The following is a 17,159-nucleotide window of genomic DNA, read 5'->3' on the forward strand; positions in this document are numbered from 1 at the left end:
ACCGAGAGCGGCAGAGCAGATCAGTTCGAGGCCGCGTCGAACGGGTTCGTCCCCGCACCCACCTCGTCGACGGTCGACACGCCGTCGCCGTCCCAGTCGGTTCGCAGGTACTCGTTCGCGGCGTCGCGCGGGTCCAGTCCGCCGAGGAGTTCGTCCTCGTCCGCGAGGCCGTCGCCGTCTGAGTCCGCCCGCTCGGGGTTCGTTCCGACGAGCGTCTCGTATGCGTCGTCGAGGCCGTCGCCGTCGCCGTCACTCACAGCGGGCACGTCGCTCCGGTCGTCCGGGTCGGTTCCCGCGTCGACCTCGACGCCGTCCGAGACGCCGTCGCCGTCGGTGTCGAAGGCGAGCGGGTCGCTGGTGTAGAAGCCGAAGACTTCGTCGCCGTCGGCGAGGCCGTCACCGTCGGTGTCGGGGTCCGCGGGGTCGAGTTCGGGGCTCGAAGACACCTCGCTGTCGTCCTCAAGTCCGTCGCCGTCGGTGTCGGTCTGGTAGTGCCCGCCGTCGGAGGCGTCGAGCGCGTCGGTCCGACCCTGTTCGACGCGGTCGTTCGAGCCGTCGCCGTCCGTGTCGGGGTCGAACGGGTCGGTACCGAGGGCGCGTTCGTCCTCGTCCGAGAGACCGTCTCCGTCGCTGTCGCGGTCCAGGAAGTCCGGCACGCCGTCGCCGTCCGTGTCACGCGCGCCCTCGTCGGCGTCGGAGAGGCCGTCGCCGTCGCTGTCGGCGTCCCGGAAGTGCTCGACGCCGTCACCGTCGGGGTCGGCAACGGTCCGCTCGGCGTGGTAGGTTTCGAGCGCCGACGGGATGCCGTCGCCGTCGTGGTCGACGACTTCGGTGCTCGGGCCGTCGTTCGCGACGCTCGTGAGGTTGAGGTCGGCCGTCGACCCGGTGAGCGCGACAGCACCGACCGATGCCGCCGATGCGACGACGGTGACGACGAGGGCGACAGCGACTGCCCGCCGAGCGCTCACGACGCACCTCCGAGGTGTGTCGCACCGGGGGCGGTGCCAGGAGGCGCGTCGACAGGTGAGATCGGGGGACTCTCTTCTCCAATAGACATTCTCGCGGATTCGATAGGGAAGTACCGTCTTAGTTAAGAGCAGGCTCCCGTCGCGTTAGGCCCCGCTGACCGGAGTAGGCGACACCTACTCGGCTGACGCGGAGGCATCGGGTGTGGATTTATGCTCCCGGCGGGGGAACGCCGGCCATGCACCGACTCATCGCCGACCGGTCGCTCGACGACTCGTGGCTCGGCCCCGAAGACGCCCGCGCGGCCTACCGGGACATGGTCCGGACGCGGCGGTTCGACGACCGGGCGCTCGCGCTCCAGCGCCGCGGGTGGATGAGCGGCTACCCTCCGTTCCGCGGGCAGGAGGCCGCGCAGGTGGGCGCCGCTCACGCCATGCGCGACGACGACTGGCTCCTCCCCACCTACCGCTCGAACGCGCTCCAGATCGCCCGAGGGGTCCCGATGAGCGACATCCTCCTGTTCCGGCGGGGCCACCCCGAGTACCACTCCGACCACGACGTCCCGGTCCTCCCGCAGGCGGTCCCCATCGCCAGCCAACTGCCGCACGCCGTCGGTATCGGGATGGCGCGGAACTACCGGAGAGCAGGGAAGCGGCGCTCGTCTGCTTCGGCGACGGCGCGACGAGTCAGGGCGACACCCACGAGGCGATGAACTTCGCCGGCGTGTTCGAGACGCCGACCGTGTTCTTCTGTGAGAACAACGGCTGGGCCATCTCCTACCCCCGCGAGCGCCAGACCGCCTCGGAGAGCATCGCGGCGAAGGCCGAGGCGTACGGCTTCGAGGGCGTCCAAGTCGACGGCAACGACCCCCTGGCGGTTCGCGAGGCCGTCTCGGATGCGCTCGCGTCGGCGCGCGACGGCTCACCCGTCCTCGTCGAGGCGCTCACCTACCGGCAGGGCGCGCACACGACCGCCGACGACCCCGACCGCTACCGACCGGCAGAGCCGGACCTCCCCGAGTGGCGGACGCGCGACCCGCTCGACCGGTTCGAGGCGTACCTCCGCGAGGAGGGACTCGTCGACGACGCGTTCGTCGAGGAGACGCGCGAGCGCGCCGACGAGGAACTCGCGGAGGCTGTCGCCGCCGCGGAGGACGTCGAACCGCCGGGAGCGGACGACCTGTTCGACTACGTCTACGCGGGGTCGTCGCCGCATCTCGACGACCAGCGAGCGGACTGTCGGAGAGGCGAGGCGAGCCACCCACTCGAAGGGAGTCACGACGACTGAGCCGTTGTCCGACACCCCTCCCGACCCCCGGTCGTCTCCCGACGTCTCCTCCCGGTCAGTCGTCCATCGCGATGTACGTCTTGGTGTCGGTGACGCCCTGTAGCCCCTGAATGCCGCTCGACGCCGCCTTCAGCACCTCGTACACCTCGTCGGCGTCCACCTCGGCGATGATGTCGTACGCCCCCGCGACGATGTGTGCCTCCGTGACCGTTTCGAGGTCACGAACGGGCCCCAGCAACTGTTCGGACTCCCCGGCGCCGGTCTTCACCATGATGAACGCGTGAACCATGTGCTGTGGTACTCAACAACAGGGCAAAAAGTGTTCGCCCGCACCGGGAGAGGAGCAGGGGCGGGGACAACCTTATTGCCGTCGTACGATGTATCGACTCTCATGCGATTCGTTATCATAGGTGGTGGACGTGTGGGCTCTCGGACTGCGCGCGTCCTCATCGAGGAAGGTCACGACGTGACCGTCGTCGAACTCGACGAGGACCGCCAGGAGCGGTGCCGAACCGCCGGGTTCGACGTGGTCGCCGGCGACGGCTCCCACGAGGACGTCCTCCTCGAAGCGGGCATCGAGGAGGCCGACGCGCTCGGGGCGCTCACGAGCAACCTCAACGTCAACTTCGCGGCGTGCATGATCGGGAAACACCACGGCTGTCGGACCGTCATGCGTATCGACGAGGAGTACCGCGAGGAGATATACCAGAAGTACGCCGAGGAGGTCGACGAAATCGTCTACCCCGAACGCCTCGGCGCCGTCGTCGCCAAGAACGCGCTTCTGGGAGGGTCGATCCGCGCCATCGCCGACATCGCCCAGAACCTCCAGGTCGTTCTTCTCACCGTCTCGGAGGAGTCGCCGATGCGCGGTTACACGCTCAGTGAGGTGGCACTCCCCGAAAAAGCACACATCCTCGCGTTCGGGAAGAAAGACCAGGCGATGGGCGTCCCGCTCCCCGACGACTCGCTCGAACTCGGCGACCGCGTCGCCGTCCTCGCCGACTTCTCCGTCCTCGGCGAGGTGCGACAACTGCTCGTCGGTGACGAGGTCGCCGCCGTTCCGGGAGGTGCGTGACGGTGGTCACCGCCTACATCATGGTCAAGGCCAACACCGGGGAGGCCGACCGACTCAAGGGCGAAATCCTCGACCTCGGCGACGGCGTCGTCGACGCCAACATCGTCGCCGGCGACGTCGACTTCATCGTGAAGGTCCACGTCGAGACGCCCGTCGACGTCAAGGACATCGCCTCGGCCATCCAGGCGATCGACGGTATCGAGGACACCCAGACGTACATCGCGATGGACTGAGCCGTCGGCCGGTCGAACAGAACTAGAACCCGCCCGCGTCCTTCGCGCTCGACATGAGCGACGTGACCGGTTCGGTGTAGTCGTACCCCGGGATGACGCCCTGCACGTAGGTGCCCTCGACGAACGTCACGAGCGCGGCCGCGTCGTCGACGCCTCGCCGCTCGTTGATATCGGTGTACGTGACGGTCACGACGAGTTCGTCGTCGAGGTGACGGACCGTGGGGTCGAGGCCGCGCTCGGCTTTCGTGACGCCGTCGACGTCCTCGACGCGGAGTTCGAACGTCTCGGTCCACCCCTCCTCGACGACGCCCGCGACGTCGCCGTCGACGACAGCCGAGAGCGTCGGGACGCGAATCTCGACCGTGAACCGCACGTGGCCGTCGTCGTCGGTCTCGACGGTCACTGTCGCGTCGAACGGTGTCGCCGTCGAGACGTACTCGTCGATCCCCGCCTCCTCGAAGCCGCTGTGGTCGGCGAACGCACGCCGCACACGACCTGGTAACTCGCTCATACCGCGGCGGAGGGACCGGTTCGAGAAAAGCCCGTTGTCCGAGCGCGTCCCACCATTGTGTCGGTACTCGAAAAACACGATTACGGCAGTGAGAACACGAGAGACGTTCCGCTGGCGGCACGCTTAAGTCGTCGTGGGGGCTTGTGGTAAGTGACGCTTCGCTTTGGAGGGCCGAAGCGTCAGCGGGGACCAATTCAGGGCGGTTCGCGGTCGCCGATTTGGCGACCGCGACCACTCTCTTCGAGACAGAATCCGACTAGCAGGGGCTCTCTCCCCTGAACAGAGCATGGACAGTGTACGTTCGAGTGCGCGGTTCGTTACGTCTCCCGACCGACGAGCGTCCGCTCGACCGACGCTCACCGACCGCGCGCGCCGGGATTCGCCACGACCGACCCCAACCACGTCGCCGTCGCGACGACCGACCCGACGCTGCTGGCGATTCGGAGGGGGACCGACGAGAAGAGGCCGACGAGGAAGGCCCCGAAGAGGACGATACCCATCGTCGCCAAGACGAGATCAGTCCAGGCGAGCGACGACTGTGCGGGCGACGCTTCGCGCATAATTACATTTCATTAGAGCCGCGGCCAAATATCTTGTCGTTGATGTTGCAGGTTCGACGGGTCGTCACAGCCCGAACGCCGTCCACAGGGGGTAGTGGTCGGAGACGCGCCACGAGAGCGACCGGTTGCTGAGGCCGCGGCGCGGCAGAGCGACCTCCCGGAAGTCGAACGACCCGCTCGTCCGGTAGTCGAGCGAGAGCGCCGGGCGACCCTCACCGGCCGTAAACCACGCGATCTGGTCGTAGAACTTCCCCTCCTCGTCCTCGTCGGTGAAGATGGTTCGCGGGACGTCGTTGAGGTCGTCGGGAACCGTCAACCCCGTCGCGGTGAACGCCTCGTACCGCTCGTCGCCCTCGCGGTCGATGTTGAAGTCGCCCAGCGCGATGAGATTGTGCCCCCAGGCGTTGACGTCGCGCGCCCACTCGTCGAGCCACTCGGCGATGGCGCGGAGTTCGGGCGTGCGAGCCTCGGCCGACTCGCCGTACAGGACGTGCAGCGTCACGAGGATGAACGTCTGGCTCCCCGCACGGAAACTGACCGCGTACGGGGTCCGCGCGAACTGCTCGCGGAGCGCGCCCTCCTCGATGTCCCGCTTGTCGAGTTGTTCCTGCGGGACGACGAGTTCGCCGGCGAGGCCGCTTGGCTGGACCGTCCGCCGGTCGTAGAGGAAGCACAGTCGTTCGTCGTTGCCCGGCGACCCGCGGGTGACGTCCGTCAGCAGGAGGCCCCAGTTCGGCCCGAGCAGTTTCAGCGTGTGCCGGAGCGCCTTCAGGTTCCCCTTCACCTCCTGGAGGGCGACGACGTCGAACCGGCGGACGATGGCCGCGATGGTGTGCAGCGACTGGAGGTCGCGCTTCGGGCTGTCGTCCTCGGCGGCGACCCACTTCTCGGTGAGACCGCCGAACGCACGGACGTTCCACGTCGCGATGAGGAGGACTCGGTCGATTGTCCGTGGCGGAAGCGCCTCGTCGAGCGCGCGGTCGAGGCCAGCGAGGTCCTCCTGTATCTCCGGCGGTGGGGTGTCGGTGACGTGGGGCATGTTTATTGGACTGATTGTGTGTCGTGTTCACACATATATGTCGTTCAGACGATATAACTGTTGTCGCGTGAGAGTGGACGAGAAGGAGCGAATCCACGCCGAGGTGTGCGCTGGGACTCGCTATCGAATCTGCCAGAACGTCTTCGTCCCTTCGACCCAGAGGCTAAACTCGAACGCCCAGTAAAGCGGACTCATTCCCTCCGGAACCTCGTATGCGAGCTTTCCACGTCGCGTTTCGCCGGGAGCGAGCGGACTTCCCTGTTCGTATGCTCGGTCGAGAGCAGAGTAAGCCGAGATATCGAAAGGATACGAGAAACCGCTATCCCCTTTGAGAAGCATCTGGAGTGCAATCGAGATGTTGAGTTCCTCCGACGTCTCGTTCACTGTGGAAATGTCCACGACGACGAATTCGTTTCCGTCATCTGCTTCCGCGAAGGACCCGATACTGGTTGCGGTTTCGACACTGTTGACCGTCACGACGGTGTCGTTGAAACTCACCGAGTCGCCGGGTTCGTAAGTGTCGACCTGGAGGTCCTGTTCCAACGCAGTCGTGCTCTCTGCGGACTGTGAGAGGTCGATTTCGACCCGGGAGAACCTGAAGAGCGAGAGTGCCTGAAAGTCGAACTGCATGACGAGTCCCGATGCGTCCTCTGGCACCTCGTAGACGACATCACCCCGAGATACCTCACCGGGTGCGATCTGTCCGCCTTCGAGATTCCTCCCTGTCGAGGCGAACGTCTGATCGTACGTGTAATCCTCGTCGTCTTTGAGTCGTGTCTGTAGCAGTCCGGAGAAACTGATGAACTCGTCCGACGTGACGTTCTTGATAGCGAGGTCGACGACAACGTAGGTCCGGCCGGATTCGGCCTGCTGGAATTCACCGATCTGTGCCGTCTCCTCAATGCCGTTCACCACCATTGCGAGCGTATCGTCCTGTACAACTTCCCCAATCTGTGCAGTGGCGACTTGGTTCGAGGGTTCTGGGGTCGACGTAGCCGTTTGCCCCTCGCTCTCAGTAGTTTCATCCACCTCTCCGGAGGATTCCCCGCCTGACGACCCGGGCGTGTCTGTAACCTGCTCCGGTCGTTCGTCACTCGTACATCCGGTGAGACCAGCGAGCGTAACACCACACGCGCTGATGTACCGTCTTCTATTCATGTTCTCGTTCTGTGACTATCAGGCATAGTTTCGATTTTGATACTACCGGCTAACGACCCGTTAATCGCCGAATCTAACTCTTCGTGAACGGCTATCGTCCACTCACAGTCAGTCGCCCCGCCACAGCAGCCCTCGGTGTTGATACGAGTCGATGCTCTGTACGTGTTGTGAACCTCACAGAAACGATACGAGGGAAGGAATTTTGAACCACGGTCGTTCCGCTCACTCCGTTCGCTTCACTCCCTGATTCAAATCCTTCGTTCGATTTTCACGGCTCTCCCTGCGGTCGAGCCCGAAAATGCGAGGGAAGGGATTTGAACCCTCGAACCCCTACGGGAGCGGATCTTAAGTCCGCCGCTTTTGGCCTAGCTCAGCCACCCTCGCGCACACGTTCGTTTTTCCCTTCGCCGCAAGTGGGTTTCGGTTACCAGTCGACCGAGAGCGTCCCATCGCCGTCGGGGTCGGGCGCGATTTCCTCGTCGGTGCGGCGGTCGATGACGTGGATGACCCCCCGGTCCTTCTTCGCTGGACACACCTCGGCCGCCTCGATGTTCTCGTCGAGTTCGTCCTCGGCGATGTAGTACGACCGGGGCTGGGCGAGTCCCGTGTCGATGCTCATCGTCCAGTTCTTCGCGACTTCGGCACAGCGACCCGCACCGATGCACTTGTTCGCCTCGAAGATGATCTTGTACGGCTTCTCCTCGATGGGAGGGGCGTTCGCCTCGTCGCCGATGTCGCTCGGCTTCAGGGGAGCGTCGCTCATTGTGGGAGGTACGGAGACGCCGGTCTTTCGTCTTTCGTCTCTGTATCCGGGCGTGGTAGTTGTCCGGATAGTTTCGGGGTCTCGGTACGGTGGGTGACAGATCGGTGAGGCGGTAGAGAGCCGTGAACAGCACCGGTCAGGCCAGCAAAAACCGCGCGGCACACGGGCGCGATGAACCGCAGCCTCACCCACCGGAGCGACGAAGTCGCTCCGAGCCTTCGTTCAGTTCCTTCACGAACACCGCGCGCGCCGCTCGCTCCCTCCGGTCGCTCACTCCCGCACGCCGACCGTCAAAACACGAAACGGGGCGGTGGCGCGTGGCGTCGCGGACGTCGGTCCGGGACGCCGCGCGCGAGGGATGAGTGAGCGACGTGAGTAGAGCAAACGAACGAACGAACGAACGAATCGGCTGGGGAGGGTGTGGCATCACCGCGTCCGTGCACTGCGCGGTCTCTGTTCCGTTCACCGTCCCCGGCGCCGACCTATCGGAAACGTCCCTGATGAGTACGCGTCTCGCCTCCTCGCCGACTCACCGACCACACACGTCTTATTCACCGAACACTTACCTCAGGTGAATCTCGACGCAGACCGCTCGAGCGTCGGGAGCAGGTGATTCCGATACCCACGCCGAAACCAGACACGAACCCACAGAACCCGATGGCTCGGCTGTTCGACCAGTACGGCCGGCCCGAGTGGCACCTCCTCGCGCTCGCGCTCGTGACCAGCCTGCTCGGCCGCACCATCGCGCTCGTCCCGCCGCTCGTTCTCGGCGTCGCCATCGACGCCGTGTTCGTCGGCAACGCGCCCTACACCCTGCCGCTCGTTCCCCCCGAACACCTCCCGACGAGTCGCGTCGAGGGCCTCTGGTTCTCGGCTGCGCTCGTCGCGAGCGCGCTCGTCCTCTCCGTCCTTTTGACCTGGGCGCAGGGCGTCGGCTTCTCGCTCTTCTCAAACCGCGTCCAGCATCGAGTGAGAGTGGACGCCTACGACGCGATGCAGGGGCTCGACATGAGCTTCTTCGACGACAAACAGACCGGGCAGGTGATGTCCATCCTGAACAACGACGTCCGCAACCTCAAGTCGTTCCTCAACGGAACGGTGGGCGGAGTCGTCCAGCTTCTCGTCACGGTCACGGCCATCGCGGGCATCCTCTTCTATCTCAACGCACAACTCGCGCTCGTGACGCTCGTCGCCGTGCCCCTCCTCGGGACGTTCACCGTGTGGTTCATGCGCACCGTCCGTCCGCTGTACCGCGCGCTTCGCCAGAGCGTCGGCGACCTCAACACGAGAATCGAGAACAACCTCGACGGCATCGAAGTGATAAAGACCTCCTCGACCGAGGGGTTCGAGACCTCCCGAGTGAGCGACGCCTCCTGGACCACCTATCTGAAGACCTGGGCCGTCGTCAAGCTCGAGTACCTCTATCAGCCGGGGATGGAACTCATGGCCGGCATCGCGTTCGCCTTCACGTTCGTCGTCGGCGGGCTCTGGCTCGTCGCCGGCCCGCCCGGACCGTTTACCGGCACGCTGCTGGTCGGCGAGTTCGTCACGTTCCTCTTCATGACCCAGCGGTTCGTCGACCCCCTCGCCGGGGCGGGCCGAATCGTCAACTCCTACGAGAACGCCCGCGCCTCCGCCGAGCGAATCTTCGACCTCGCGGACCGCCCGGTGCTCGTCGCCGAGTCCGAAACCCCGGTCGCGCTCCCCCGAGAGCGGGTCGACGGCCGGATCGAGTACGACGACGTCTCCTTCGGGTACCGTGTCGACGACCCGGTCCTCGCGGACGTCTCGTTCGTCGTCGAACCCGGTGAGACGGTGGCGTTCGTCGGACCGACCGGCGCCGGGAAGTCGACGCTGGCGAAGCTCCTGCTCCGTCTGTACGACGTCGACGGCGGGTCCATCCGGGTCGACGGCGTCGACGTCCGCGACCTCTCGCTCGCGGACCTCCGCCGTGCCGTCGGCTACGTCGGCCAGGACGTCTACCTGTTCGACGGAACCGTGCGGGAGAACCTCCTGTACGGGGCGTTCGACGCCTCGCCCGAGGAGATGGTCGCGGCCGCCCGCGCCGCCGAGGCTCACGCGTTCGTCTCGGCGCTCCCGGAGGGGTACGACACCCGCATCGGCGAGCGCGGCGTCAAGCTCTCCGGCGGGCAGCGCCAGCGGCTCTCCATCGCCCGTGCGATGCTCCAGGACCCGGCGATACTCGTCCTCGACGAGGCCACGTCGAGCGTCGATACCGAGACGGAACTGTACATCCAGCGGGCGCTCGACGCCCTCACCGAGGGGCGGACGACGGTCGTCATCGCCCACCGTCTCTCGACCGTCAGGAACGCGGACCTCGTGCTCGTTCTCGACGGGGGCGGGGTGGTAGAGCGCGGCACGCACGACGCCCTTCTCGCGACGCCCGGGCTGTACGCGACGCTCTGGGGGATTCAGGCCGGGGACACCGAGGGCCTCCCGGACGAACTCGTCGACCGGTTCGCCCGGGAGTCGGGACCGTCGGCGAACGACTGAGTCCGTCGCCCCCACCACCGTTCAGGACGGAACGGAGAGCGAGCCGTGCGGGTGTGACCCGCTCGAATCGGTCGGTGACTCCGACTCCGATTCCGTCGACCGCTCGTGCCAGTCGGCGTCGGAGACGCCTGTCGACCCTGTCGCCTCGTACCACTCGTCGTCCGGTGCTTCGAGTCTGATCGTGACGACGTTCCCCCGCGGGCCGTTCGGCTCGTACTCGACGGTCCCACCGGAGTCGGTGACGATCCAGTTCACGAGCCACAGCCCGAGACCGCTCGCGTCGTCGAGGCTCGGGTCCCGTCCGACCAGCACCGCGCGGTCCGCCTCCGGAATGGGCGGCCCGTCGTCAGCCACCCGCAGGTCGACGTACCGTTCACCGTCGACGACGGTCCGTTCGACGGAGACGGACACCCACGGCTCGTCGGAGTCGTTGTGTTCGACGGCGTTCTCGACGAGATTGTCGACGGCCGACCCGATGAGGTCGAGCGCGCGGACCCACGCGTCGGCCGGCAGGTCGGTCTCGACCGTCGCGTTCGGGTGCTCGCGTGCCACCGCCGCCGTCCGCTCGCGGACGAGGCGCGCCAGGTCGAGCGTCGACCGCGTCGGCTCGTCCGCGTCGAGGTGGCGTTCGACCTCCCGGACCGTCTCGACGAGTTCGCGCATCTCGGCCGCCCGCCGGGCGAGGCCGGCGAGGTACTCTTCGTCGCCGGGGTTGCGCCGGATCAGGGTGACGTAGTTCTCGATGACGACCACGTCGTTTCGCAGGTCGTGACGGAGGACGCGGTTGAGGACGGCCACCTCCCGCTCGCGGCGCCGGCGTTCGGTCACGTCACGGAGCGTCACCAGCCGTCCGGTCGACCAGTCAGTCCGCAGCGACGAGACGCGAACCTCGTAGGAGCGTCCCGTCTCGGGAACGACGTAGTCGCTCGTCGGCTCCTCGCCGGAGAGGAGTGACGCGAGCGACGGGGCGACCGCCGCGAGCGGAGCGCCGGTCGCCTCGTCGAGCGTCGTGTCGAGCACCGCCTCCGCGCTCGGGTTCAGGTCGACGACCCGCTCTCTGGCGTCGATGGCGACGACGGCGTCGGGCAGGCGTTCGACGAGTTCGGCCCGGGCCACCCCGCCCGTCACGGGGTGAATATCGAGCAGCGAGTACCGGTGGAAGCCGCCGCCGAGGGCGAGTGCGCTCACGACGAACCCGACGGGGGTGAGGTCGAGCGGGGCGATACCCGCGACGAACGCGAGGTTCCCTAGCCAAGGAGCCGTGACGGCGACGAAGAGCGCGGCCGTCTGGACGCGGAACAGCCGCGCTGCTGCCACCGACAGCACGAGTAGGACCGTTCCCGTGCCGGTCAACAGATACGAGTACGCCACCCACAGCCAGAACGCCGGGCCGTACTCGACCGACAGCACGGGCGTCGAGAGCCCCGCTGCCGGAACCAGTTCGTAGCTCGCCCACATGAGCCCGGTCGAGAGCGTCGTCCAGGCGAGGCCCATCGTCACCAGCGAAGGCACGGCGAGGAGGCAGAGTCGCCCCATCCCCAGCCACCGCTTCCGGCCGGTGTAGACGAGCGCGAACACGAACCAGGCGGGCGGGACGACGACGATACCGACGTACGAGAGCCGCCCGAACAGGAGCGTCCCTGCCAGGGTCTGACTGCTCAGTTCCAGCGCGTAGAAGAGCGACCACAGCCCCGCACCGAGCGCCAGCACGATCAGCGTCTTCGAGCCCGGACTGTCGCGGCGATGCCACAGGGCTACGGCAACGCCAACGGCGAGAACCACGGCGAGGAGCATCAGCCCGACGGAGAGCGACCACTCGAACCGTGGCGACGACGCGGAGAGGGCGACGCGGGAGAGAACGCCGCCCACGTGATCGAGCGGCACTGTCACAGCCTCTATACGGACGAGGACGGCATTACGTTTTCTCCGGCGAGACAGGGACGAGCGAACCGACGAGGTCGGTCGACAGGTGGATACTTGCGCGGGCCCTGCCAACGGTCACCGAACCGATGTCGACCCGACCGACGCTGGCGGCGCTCCTTCGAACGCGGTCCCGCCGGGACGTCGCCGCGTTCGTCGCGGCGCTGTACGACGCCCGCGGTTCGACCACGCGGGTCGATGCCGGCGGGGTCGTCGTCGACGGCGACCGGTACCTCGTCGTCGAGAGCGGGCACGTGGCGCGCCTCCGTGCACGGGTCCGTCCTCGCTCGCCGTCCCCCGACGTCGTCGTCGCCGTCGACCCCTCCCGGGCCGACGCGCTCGCGGGTCGGTACGGCGTCCCCGTGTGGACTCCGGCGGACCTCGACCGACTCGCACGGTACGGACTCGACCGGACCGTCGCCGACCGACTGTTCCACGAACACCTCGACTGCGCCGTGGGCGACGTGGCGCCCACGGCCCACGCGGCCGCCGGCGCGCCCTCCACACCGACTCCCAGAGCGTCGGACGGTCGCCCTCGCGGGACGGGAGAGTCGGGACTTCGGCTGCCCGAATCGGCCGTGCTCGCCGCGCTCGTCGTGGCCGCGCTCGTGGCGTTCGGGGCGGTGGCGTCGCCGGTGGGGGGTCCGGGAATCAGCACCCTCGCCGGAGGCGGTGACGTCGAATCCGACGCGACTGGGGCCGGTGCGGCCCCGGACGAGGCCGGCGTCGCGGACGAACCTCGCCCGACTCCCGACACGTCGACGCCGACGCCCGACGCACGCCGACTCGCACCGGGGCTCGCCATCGACGGCGTCGTCGACTCGGAGGCGCTCGGCGAGGCGCACGCGCGGGCGATGGCGAACCGCTCGTACACCTGGGAACTCACCTACATCGAGTACGCGAACGACGACGAGAGCGGGCGCGCGACGGAACTCGTCACCGTCGAGCGCCCGACGGTGTACGCCTCGCGCGTGACGACCGACGGCTTCCTCAGCTCCCGCGGCCCCGTCGCCTTCCGCTCGTCGTACGCCGACGGCGAGCGGTTGTACCGACCCGCGACGGACGGCATCGATTCGAGTTCCATCGAACAGCGAGGCCCGGTCGGACTCCAGGAAGAGCGCGCGAGCCAGTACTACGCACTCCTGCTCGACGGCGAGGAGACGTCGGTCGTCCGGACCATCCTCGGCGACCCCCGACTGTACGTCGTCGACATCCGGGGGACGAGCGCCAGCACCGTCCGGAACTACACCGCGACGGCCCACGTCGCGCCCGACGGCACCGTCGTCTACTACGCCGGGTCGTACTGTTACGTCGCCTTCCGCGGCGACGAGACGCGGGAGACCTGTCTCCGGCTGACGATGCAGTACCGCAACGTCGGAGGGACGACGGTCGAACCGCCCGCGTGGTACGTCGGAGAGGCGTCGGTTGGGACGCCCACGGAGAGGCCGTCTTCGGGGAACGCGTCGACGCCGGGAACCGAGACACCGACCGCGACACAGACGCGGACCCGGACGGGCGTGCCGACCGCGACGGAGCAATTCGATGGAACGGGGAGCGGGAAGAACGCGACGGCACCGCCGACTGAAGCGACGGCGACCGGGGTCTGACGCCGCGAGGGACGGTTCAGAGCCGAATCAGGGGGTGGATTCTTCGGGCTGGCCGTCGTCAGGGGAGCCGATGACGTCCCGCCCGACGCTCGCGGCGCTCCTTCGGGACCGGTCGCGGAGCGCCCGCGCTCGGTTCGTCGCGGCGCTGTACGCCGCACGCGGGGCGACGACGCGAGTCGACGGGTGTGTGGTCCACGTCGACGGCGAGCGGTACCTCGTCGCCTCCCGGTGGTCGGTGCTGGCCGCCCGTCTCGACCGACGGCGGTCGGAGCGGGGGAACCGGGTCGACCGGGTCGTCGCCGTCGACCCTGCCCGGGCCGCTCGGCTGGCGGCGCGCTACGACGCGCGCGCCGTCTCGACGGCTGACCTCGACAGACTCGCGCGCTACGGGCTCGACCGCACCGCCGCCGACGCCGTGTATCGGGAGCAGTTCGGCCGGCCGGTCAGTGCGGTCGATCCGCCGACGCCCGACGAGCGCGTCGACACCGACGCCGCCGACTCCTCAGACGCCCGCGTCGTCGGTCGCGCGCCGACGGTCGGGTTCGTCGCCGTGAGCACCCTCGCGCTCCTGGCCGTCGTCGCGTTCTCCGGGGCCGGAGCCACGACGGGAGCCCTCCCGATAGCGTGGGACGCCTCGGAGGCGGTCTCGGTCTCGACGCCGATAGAAACGGGAGCGGGGTCGACCGGCGACGAGGCCACGACGGAGACGGCCACGGCGAGGACTGTCCACTCGTGGCTCGGGGCGAACACCTCGCTCCCCGCCGAGTTCGCACCGGGAGTGTCGAACGAGGGCGTCACCGACGTCGACGCGCTCGCCGCGGCCCACGCGGCGTTCCTCGGGAACCGCTCGTACCGGTGGGAACTCGAGTACGTCGAATCGGTCAACGGAACGGTCACCGCTCGCGGGACGGAGACCGTCCGCGTCGCCTCGCGCCGCTCGTTCGTCGCGGACGTCGACTGGCGCGGGGTCCCGGTCGGCTTCACGCCCGTCGCGTCCCAGCCGTCGTACGGCGACGGGACGGTCCGCCACCGACCGGCGACGAACAGGGCGGGACTCGCCACCTACGCGCTCACCGACCTCTCGCCGGCCGGCGAGCAGGGCTGGCGCGCGTCCCGGTACATCCGGTGGTACCTCTCGACGAGCGAGTCGAGCTTCGAACGGACGCTCATCCACACCGAGCGGCCGACGGCGGTCGTCGAGGCCACCGGCACGACCTACCCGAACGCCGACGACTACGCCGTCCGCGCCCACGTCACCGAAGAGGGGTTCGTTCGGTCGCTGTCGGTCTCGTACGAACTCACCGCCGCGGACGAACCGCCCGTCACCGTCCAGTTCAACTTCCGGTATCACGTCGACGAGTCGGTCTCCGTGTCGCCGCCGGCGTGGCACGAGCGGGGAGAGACCGTGACGGCGACGAGCGTGGAGACGACTGCGACGGGGACCACGACGCCGAACGGGACCACCTCGCCGGCCGAGACCCCGACCCCGAACGACTGAGTGCTATTCCCAGCACTCGCGGTGGACCGCTCGCCCCTCGTCTTCGAGCAGCGGTCCGACGACCGTCACCCCCTCGCGCTCTCGGAGGTGGTCCGTCCGGGGTGGGTTCTCGTTCCTCCCGCCGGGCGCGAGCGCCGACGCCGTCGCGCCGTCGACGCTGTAGACGAGTCGTCCCAGCCCCGCGTAGGCGAACGCGCCCGAACACATCATGCACGGGTAGGTGCTCGTGTACATCGTCGACGTCCGGCGTTCCCGGGGCGTGAGTTCCCGCGCGGCCCACCGGGCGAGTTTCAGTTCCGGGTGGGCGGTGATGTCGTCGTCGGCCACGGTCGTGTTCGTCGACTCCTTGACGACGTGCCCGTCGCGGACGAGCAGCGAACCGAACGGCGTGTTGCCGTCCGCCGCGGCTTCCCGGGCGAGTTCCAGCGCACGCCGCAGGAACCGTTCGTCCGCCTCGTCGCTCGTCTCCGTCTCCTCGCTCATACCCTCCGTCCGACGGCGACGACCGAGACCGTTTCGGCCGCCGCCGAGGCGTGACCCAGAGCGTCCCGTCCAGCCGGCCCGGGATTACGAAGAGTTCTTTAGACCACTTCTAATCACTCGATAAACAGTCTCGTGTCCTCTCAGTCCTTCGTAAAACGTTTCGAAACGATCGTTCCACCGCGAACGAGGACGTAAACGGTCTGAACTGAGGGCAACGATTCTCCCCTTATACGTGGGTCCCGCTCGTAGTGGGAGGTGAGTCCCCCAACCCAACCATGTCCGTCTCAGACCGTACCCGCTTCCAGGACGTTACCCGTACCGTCGTCGACGGTGCCGCCGCCTTCGGCCGTCTCGGTTCGACGCTGGCCGAGCCGGTCGTGGGCACAGTTCGCGCTGTCGCGTTCTGGTTCGCGGTGCTCCTCCCGCTGACGTACCTCCCGCTGCTCGCGACGGGTGTCGCCGCGAACCACCCGCTGGGGTTCGCCGCGCTGCTCTGTTCGAACGCCGCCGCGTTCGTTCTGGGCCACACCCACGAACCCGAGCGCGACGACGCGGAGTGTTGAAGGCGCTCGCGGCCCTACCACGACCGTGTCCGACCACCCCGCCCCCGACGACGCCGACGCCCCGGTGGACGCGGTCGACGACCTCCCGACGGTCTCGTGTACGCGATGCGGTCGCGAGTGGGACCTCGCGTACGAACTCGACGAACTCGCCGCCGGCAACCAGGCGGTCGAGCAGTTCGCGCTCGACCACAAACAGCACACGGGGCACTTCCCCGACGACGCGGCGACGTGGCTCGCTCGGTGTCGAAACTGCCCCGACGGCGTCGAGCGCCTCTCGTCGCGGGCTGCCTACCGGTGGGCCGAGGTCCACGCCCGTCACACGAGACACAGCATCGCCGTGAGCCACGGCACCGACGGCGACCCGGTCCTCGTCGAACCCGGCGACTGGGAGTCGTCCGATCCCCGCGACGGGTCCGACGCCGACCGTCCGTAGCCGACTGCGGGGCTCAGCGCTCGATTTCGACCGATTCGAGCACGACGTCCTCGCGCGGCTTGTCGTTCCGTCCGGTCGGGACCGAGCCGATTTCCTCTACGACGTCCATCCCCTCGACCACCTTTCCGAAGACGGCGTGGCGGTCGTCGAGGTGCGGCTGGGCGTCGAGCGTGATGAAGAACTGCGAACCGTTCGTGTTCGGGCCGCTGTTGGCCATCGAGAGGACCCCGGCGCCGTCGTGTCGCAACTCGGGGTGGAACTCGTCGTCGAACGAGTAGCCCGGGCCGCCTCGTCCGGTTCCGGTCGGGTCCCCGCCCTGGATCATGAAGTCGTCGATGATACGGTGGAAGATGACGTCGTCGTACAGGGGGTCCGTCCGGGTTTCACCCGTCTCCGGGTCCTCCCACTCCTTCTCGCCCGTCGCGAGGCCGACGAAGTTCTCGACGGTGTTCGGCGCCCGTTCGTCGTACAGTTCGACGGTGATGTCACCCTTCGACGTGTGCAGCGTCGCTGTCAGGTCACTCATACCCGATACCTCGGAGCGTGGCC

The 17,159-nt window shown here is 67.7% G+C and carries 17 protein-coding genes, 1 tRNA gene and 1 pseudogene; 8 read left to right on the forward strand and 11 right to left on the reverse strand.

Annotation, left to right across the window (positions count from 1 at the left end; translation table 11 throughout):
- Window positions 1-20: 20 nt before the first annotated feature.
- Window positions 21-968 (reverse strand): hypothetical protein, encoded by a 948-nt coding sequence (locus C2R22_RS17280; RefSeq protein WP_103426868.1) that lies wholly within the window; start codon window positions 966-968, stop codon window positions 21-23.
- A 236-nt stretch (window positions 969-1,204) separates the two neighbouring features.
- On the opposite strand from C2R22_RS17280, the pseudogene C2R22_RS17285 reads away from it, so the two are divergent.
- Window positions 1,205-2,253 (forward strand): annotated as a pseudogene (locus C2R22_RS17285) (thiamine pyrophosphate-dependent enzyme).
- A 55-nt stretch (window positions 2,254-2,308) separates the two neighbouring features.
- Here C2R22_RS17285 and C2R22_RS17290 read toward each other — a convergent pair.
- A complete protein-coding gene (locus tag C2R22_RS17290) occupies window positions 2,309-2,542 on the reverse strand; it encodes an Lrp/AsnC ligand binding domain-containing protein (RefSeq protein ID WP_103426869.1) in 234 nt (77 codons plus the stop codon).
- Between the two features lie 102 nt (window positions 2,543-2,644).
- Between C2R22_RS17290 and C2R22_RS17295 the strand changes: the two genes are divergently transcribed.
- Both C2R22_RS17295 and C2R22_RS17300 read left to right on the forward strand, forming a co-directional pair.
- On the forward strand, window positions 2,645-3,328 hold the full coding sequence (locus tag C2R22_RS17295) for a potassium channel family protein (RefSeq protein WP_103426870.1): 684 nt from the start codon (window positions 2,645-2,647) through the stop codon (window positions 3,326-3,328).
- 2 nt (window positions 3,329-3,330) lie between these two features.
- The gene (locus tag C2R22_RS17300) at window positions 3,331-3,561 is read left to right on the forward strand and encodes an Lrp/AsnC ligand binding domain-containing protein (RefSeq protein WP_103427730.1); all 231 of its coding nucleotides are present in this window, start codon (window positions 3,331-3,333) and stop codon (window positions 3,559-3,561) included.
- A gap of 22 nt (window positions 3,562-3,583) precedes the next feature.
- On the opposite strand, the gene C2R22_RS17305 is transcribed toward C2R22_RS17300, so the two are convergent.
- The 6 genes from C2R22_RS17305 to C2R22_RS17330 form a co-directional block, all read right to left on the reverse strand.
- Window positions 3,584-4,072, reverse strand: coding sequence for a DUF5813 family protein (locus tag C2R22_RS17305; protein WP_103426871.1), 489 nt, complete (start codon window positions 4,070-4,072; stop codon window positions 3,584-3,586).
- Window positions 4,073-4,428: 356 nt separating this feature from the next.
- Complete coding sequence (locus C2R22_RS17310; protein ID WP_103426872.1) at window positions 4,429-4,632, reverse strand: hypothetical protein; 204 nt, start codon at window positions 4,630-4,632, stop codon at window positions 4,429-4,431.
- Between the two features lie 64 nt (window positions 4,633-4,696).
- Window positions 4,697-5,671, reverse strand: a complete 975-nt coding sequence (locus C2R22_RS17315; RefSeq protein ID WP_103426873.1) for an endonuclease/exonuclease/phosphatase family protein — start codon at window positions 5,669-5,671, stop codon at window positions 4,697-4,699.
- Window positions 5,672-5,791: 120 nt separating this feature from the next.
- Window positions 5,792-6,829, reverse strand: a complete 1,038-nt coding sequence (locus C2R22_RS17320; RefSeq protein WP_103426874.1) for a DUF4352 domain-containing protein — start codon at window positions 6,827-6,829, stop codon at window positions 5,792-5,794.
- Window positions 6,830-7,128: 299 nt separating this feature from the next.
- Window positions 7,129-7,213, reverse strand: a tRNA-Leu gene (locus tag C2R22_RS17325).
- Between the two features lie 40 nt (window positions 7,214-7,253).
- On the reverse strand, window positions 7,254-7,592 hold the full coding sequence (locus C2R22_RS17330) for a ferredoxin (protein ID WP_103426875.1): 339 nt from the start codon (window positions 7,590-7,592) through the stop codon (window positions 7,254-7,256).
- 657 nt (window positions 7,593-8,249) lie between these two features.
- Between C2R22_RS17330 and C2R22_RS17335 the strand changes: the two genes are divergently transcribed.
- Window positions 8,250-10,106 carry an ABC transporter ATP-binding protein gene (locus C2R22_RS17335; protein ID WP_103427731.1) on the forward strand — a complete coding sequence of 619 codons (1,857 nt, stop codon included), beginning with the start codon at window positions 8,250-8,252 and terminating at the stop codon, window positions 10,104-10,106.
- 21 nt (window positions 10,107-10,127) lie between these two features.
- On the opposite strand, the gene C2R22_RS17340 is transcribed toward C2R22_RS17335, so the two are convergent.
- Entirely contained in the window at window positions 10,128-11,996 is a 1,869-nt protein-coding gene (locus tag C2R22_RS17340; protein WP_162562554.1) for a sensor histidine kinase, read from the reverse strand.
- Between the two features lie 119 nt (window positions 11,997-12,115).
- On the opposite strand from C2R22_RS17340, the gene C2R22_RS17345 reads away from it, so the two are divergent.
- The gene (locus tag C2R22_RS17345; protein ID WP_103426877.1) at window positions 12,116-13,633 is read left to right on the forward strand and encodes a hypothetical protein; all 1,518 of its coding nucleotides are present in this window, start codon (window positions 12,116-12,118) and stop codon (window positions 13,631-13,633) included.
- Window positions 13,634-13,703: 70 nt separating this feature from the next.
- Window positions 13,704-15,131: a hypothetical protein gene (locus C2R22_RS17350; protein ID WP_103426878.1), complete on the forward strand. Its 1,428-nt coding sequence runs from the start codon at window positions 13,704-13,706 to the stop codon at window positions 15,129-15,131.
- A gap of 3 nt (window positions 15,132-15,134) precedes the next feature.
- On the opposite strand, the gene C2R22_RS17355 is transcribed toward C2R22_RS17350, so the two are convergent.
- Complete coding sequence (locus C2R22_RS17355) at window positions 15,135-15,614, reverse strand: nucleoside deaminase (RefSeq protein WP_103426879.1); 480 nt, start codon at window positions 15,612-15,614, stop codon at window positions 15,135-15,137.
- A gap of 275 nt (window positions 15,615-15,889) precedes the next feature.
- Here C2R22_RS17355 and C2R22_RS17360 point away from each other — a divergent pair, with 275 nt between their 5' ends.
- Together C2R22_RS17360 and C2R22_RS17365 are read left to right on the forward strand one after the other, a co-directional pair.
- A complete protein-coding gene (locus tag C2R22_RS17360) occupies window positions 15,890-16,177 on the forward strand; it encodes a hypothetical protein (protein ID WP_103426880.1) in 288 nt (95 codons plus the stop codon).
- Between the two features lie 25 nt (window positions 16,178-16,202).
- Window positions 16,203-16,610 carry a hypothetical protein gene (locus C2R22_RS17365; protein ID WP_103426881.1) on the forward strand — a complete coding sequence of 136 codons (408 nt, stop codon included), beginning with the start codon at window positions 16,203-16,205 and terminating at the stop codon, window positions 16,608-16,610.
- A 13-nt stretch (window positions 16,611-16,623) separates the two neighbouring features.
- Here C2R22_RS17365 and C2R22_RS17370 read toward each other — a convergent pair whose 3' ends face one another.
- Window positions 16,624-17,136: a peptidylprolyl isomerase gene (locus C2R22_RS17370; protein WP_103426882.1), complete on the reverse strand. Its 513-nt coding sequence runs from the start codon at window positions 17,134-17,136 to the stop codon at window positions 16,624-16,626.
- Between the last annotated feature and the right edge of the window lie 23 nt (window positions 17,137-17,159).

It is taken from the genome of Salinigranum rubrum (assembly GCF_002906575.1).
GTDB lineage: Archaea > Halobacteriota > Halobacteria > Halobacteriales > Haloferacaceae > Salinigranum > Salinigranum rubrum.

Coding starts and splice junctions, on each gene's coding strand:
- C2R22_RS17290 (WP_103426869.1), bottom strand. CDS start 2,542: ATGGTTCACGCGTTCATCATGGTGAAGACCGGCGCCGGGGAGTCCGAA.
- C2R22_RS17295 (WP_103426870.1), top strand. CDS start 2,645: ATGCGATTCGTTATCATAGGTGGTGGACGTGTGGGCTCTCGGACTGCG.
- C2R22_RS17305 (WP_103426871.1), bottom strand. CDS start 4,072: ATGAGCGAGTTACCAGGTCGTGTGCGGCGTGCGTTCGCCGACCACAGC.
- C2R22_RS17310 (WP_103426872.1), bottom strand. CDS start 4,632: ATGCGCGAAGCGTCGCCCGCACAGTCGTCGCTCGCCTGGACTGATCTC.
- C2R22_RS17315 (WP_103426873.1), bottom strand. CDS start 5,671: ATGCCCCACGTCACCGACACCCCACCGCCGGAGATACAGGAGGACCTC.
- C2R22_RS17320 (WP_103426874.1), bottom strand. CDS start 6,829: ATGAATAGAAGACGGTACATCAGCGCGTGTGGTGTTACGCTCGCTGGT.
- C2R22_RS17330 (WP_103426875.1), bottom strand. CDS start 7,592: ATGAGCGACGCTCCCCTGAAGCCGAGCGACATCGGCGACGAGGCGAAC.
- C2R22_RS17335 (WP_103427731.1), top strand. CDS start 8,250: ATGGCTCGGCTGTTCGACCAGTACGGCCGGCCCGAGTGGCACCTCCTC.
- C2R22_RS17345 (WP_103426877.1), top strand. CDS start 12,116: ATGTCGACCCGACCGACGCTGGCGGCGCTCCTTCGAACGCGGTCCCGC.
- C2R22_RS17350 (WP_103426878.1), top strand. CDS start 13,704: ATGACGTCCCGCCCGACGCTCGCGGCGCTCCTTCGGGACCGGTCGCGG.
- C2R22_RS17355 (WP_103426879.1), bottom strand. CDS start 15,614: ATGAGCGAGGAGACGGAGACGAGCGACGAGGCGGACGAACGGTTCCTG.
- C2R22_RS17360 (WP_103426880.1), top strand. CDS start 15,890: ATGTCCGTCTCAGACCGTACCCGCTTCCAGGACGTTACCCGTACCGTC.
- C2R22_RS17370 (WP_103426882.1), bottom strand. CDS start 17,136: ATGAGTGACCTGACAGCGACGCTGCACACGTCGAAGGGTGACATCACC.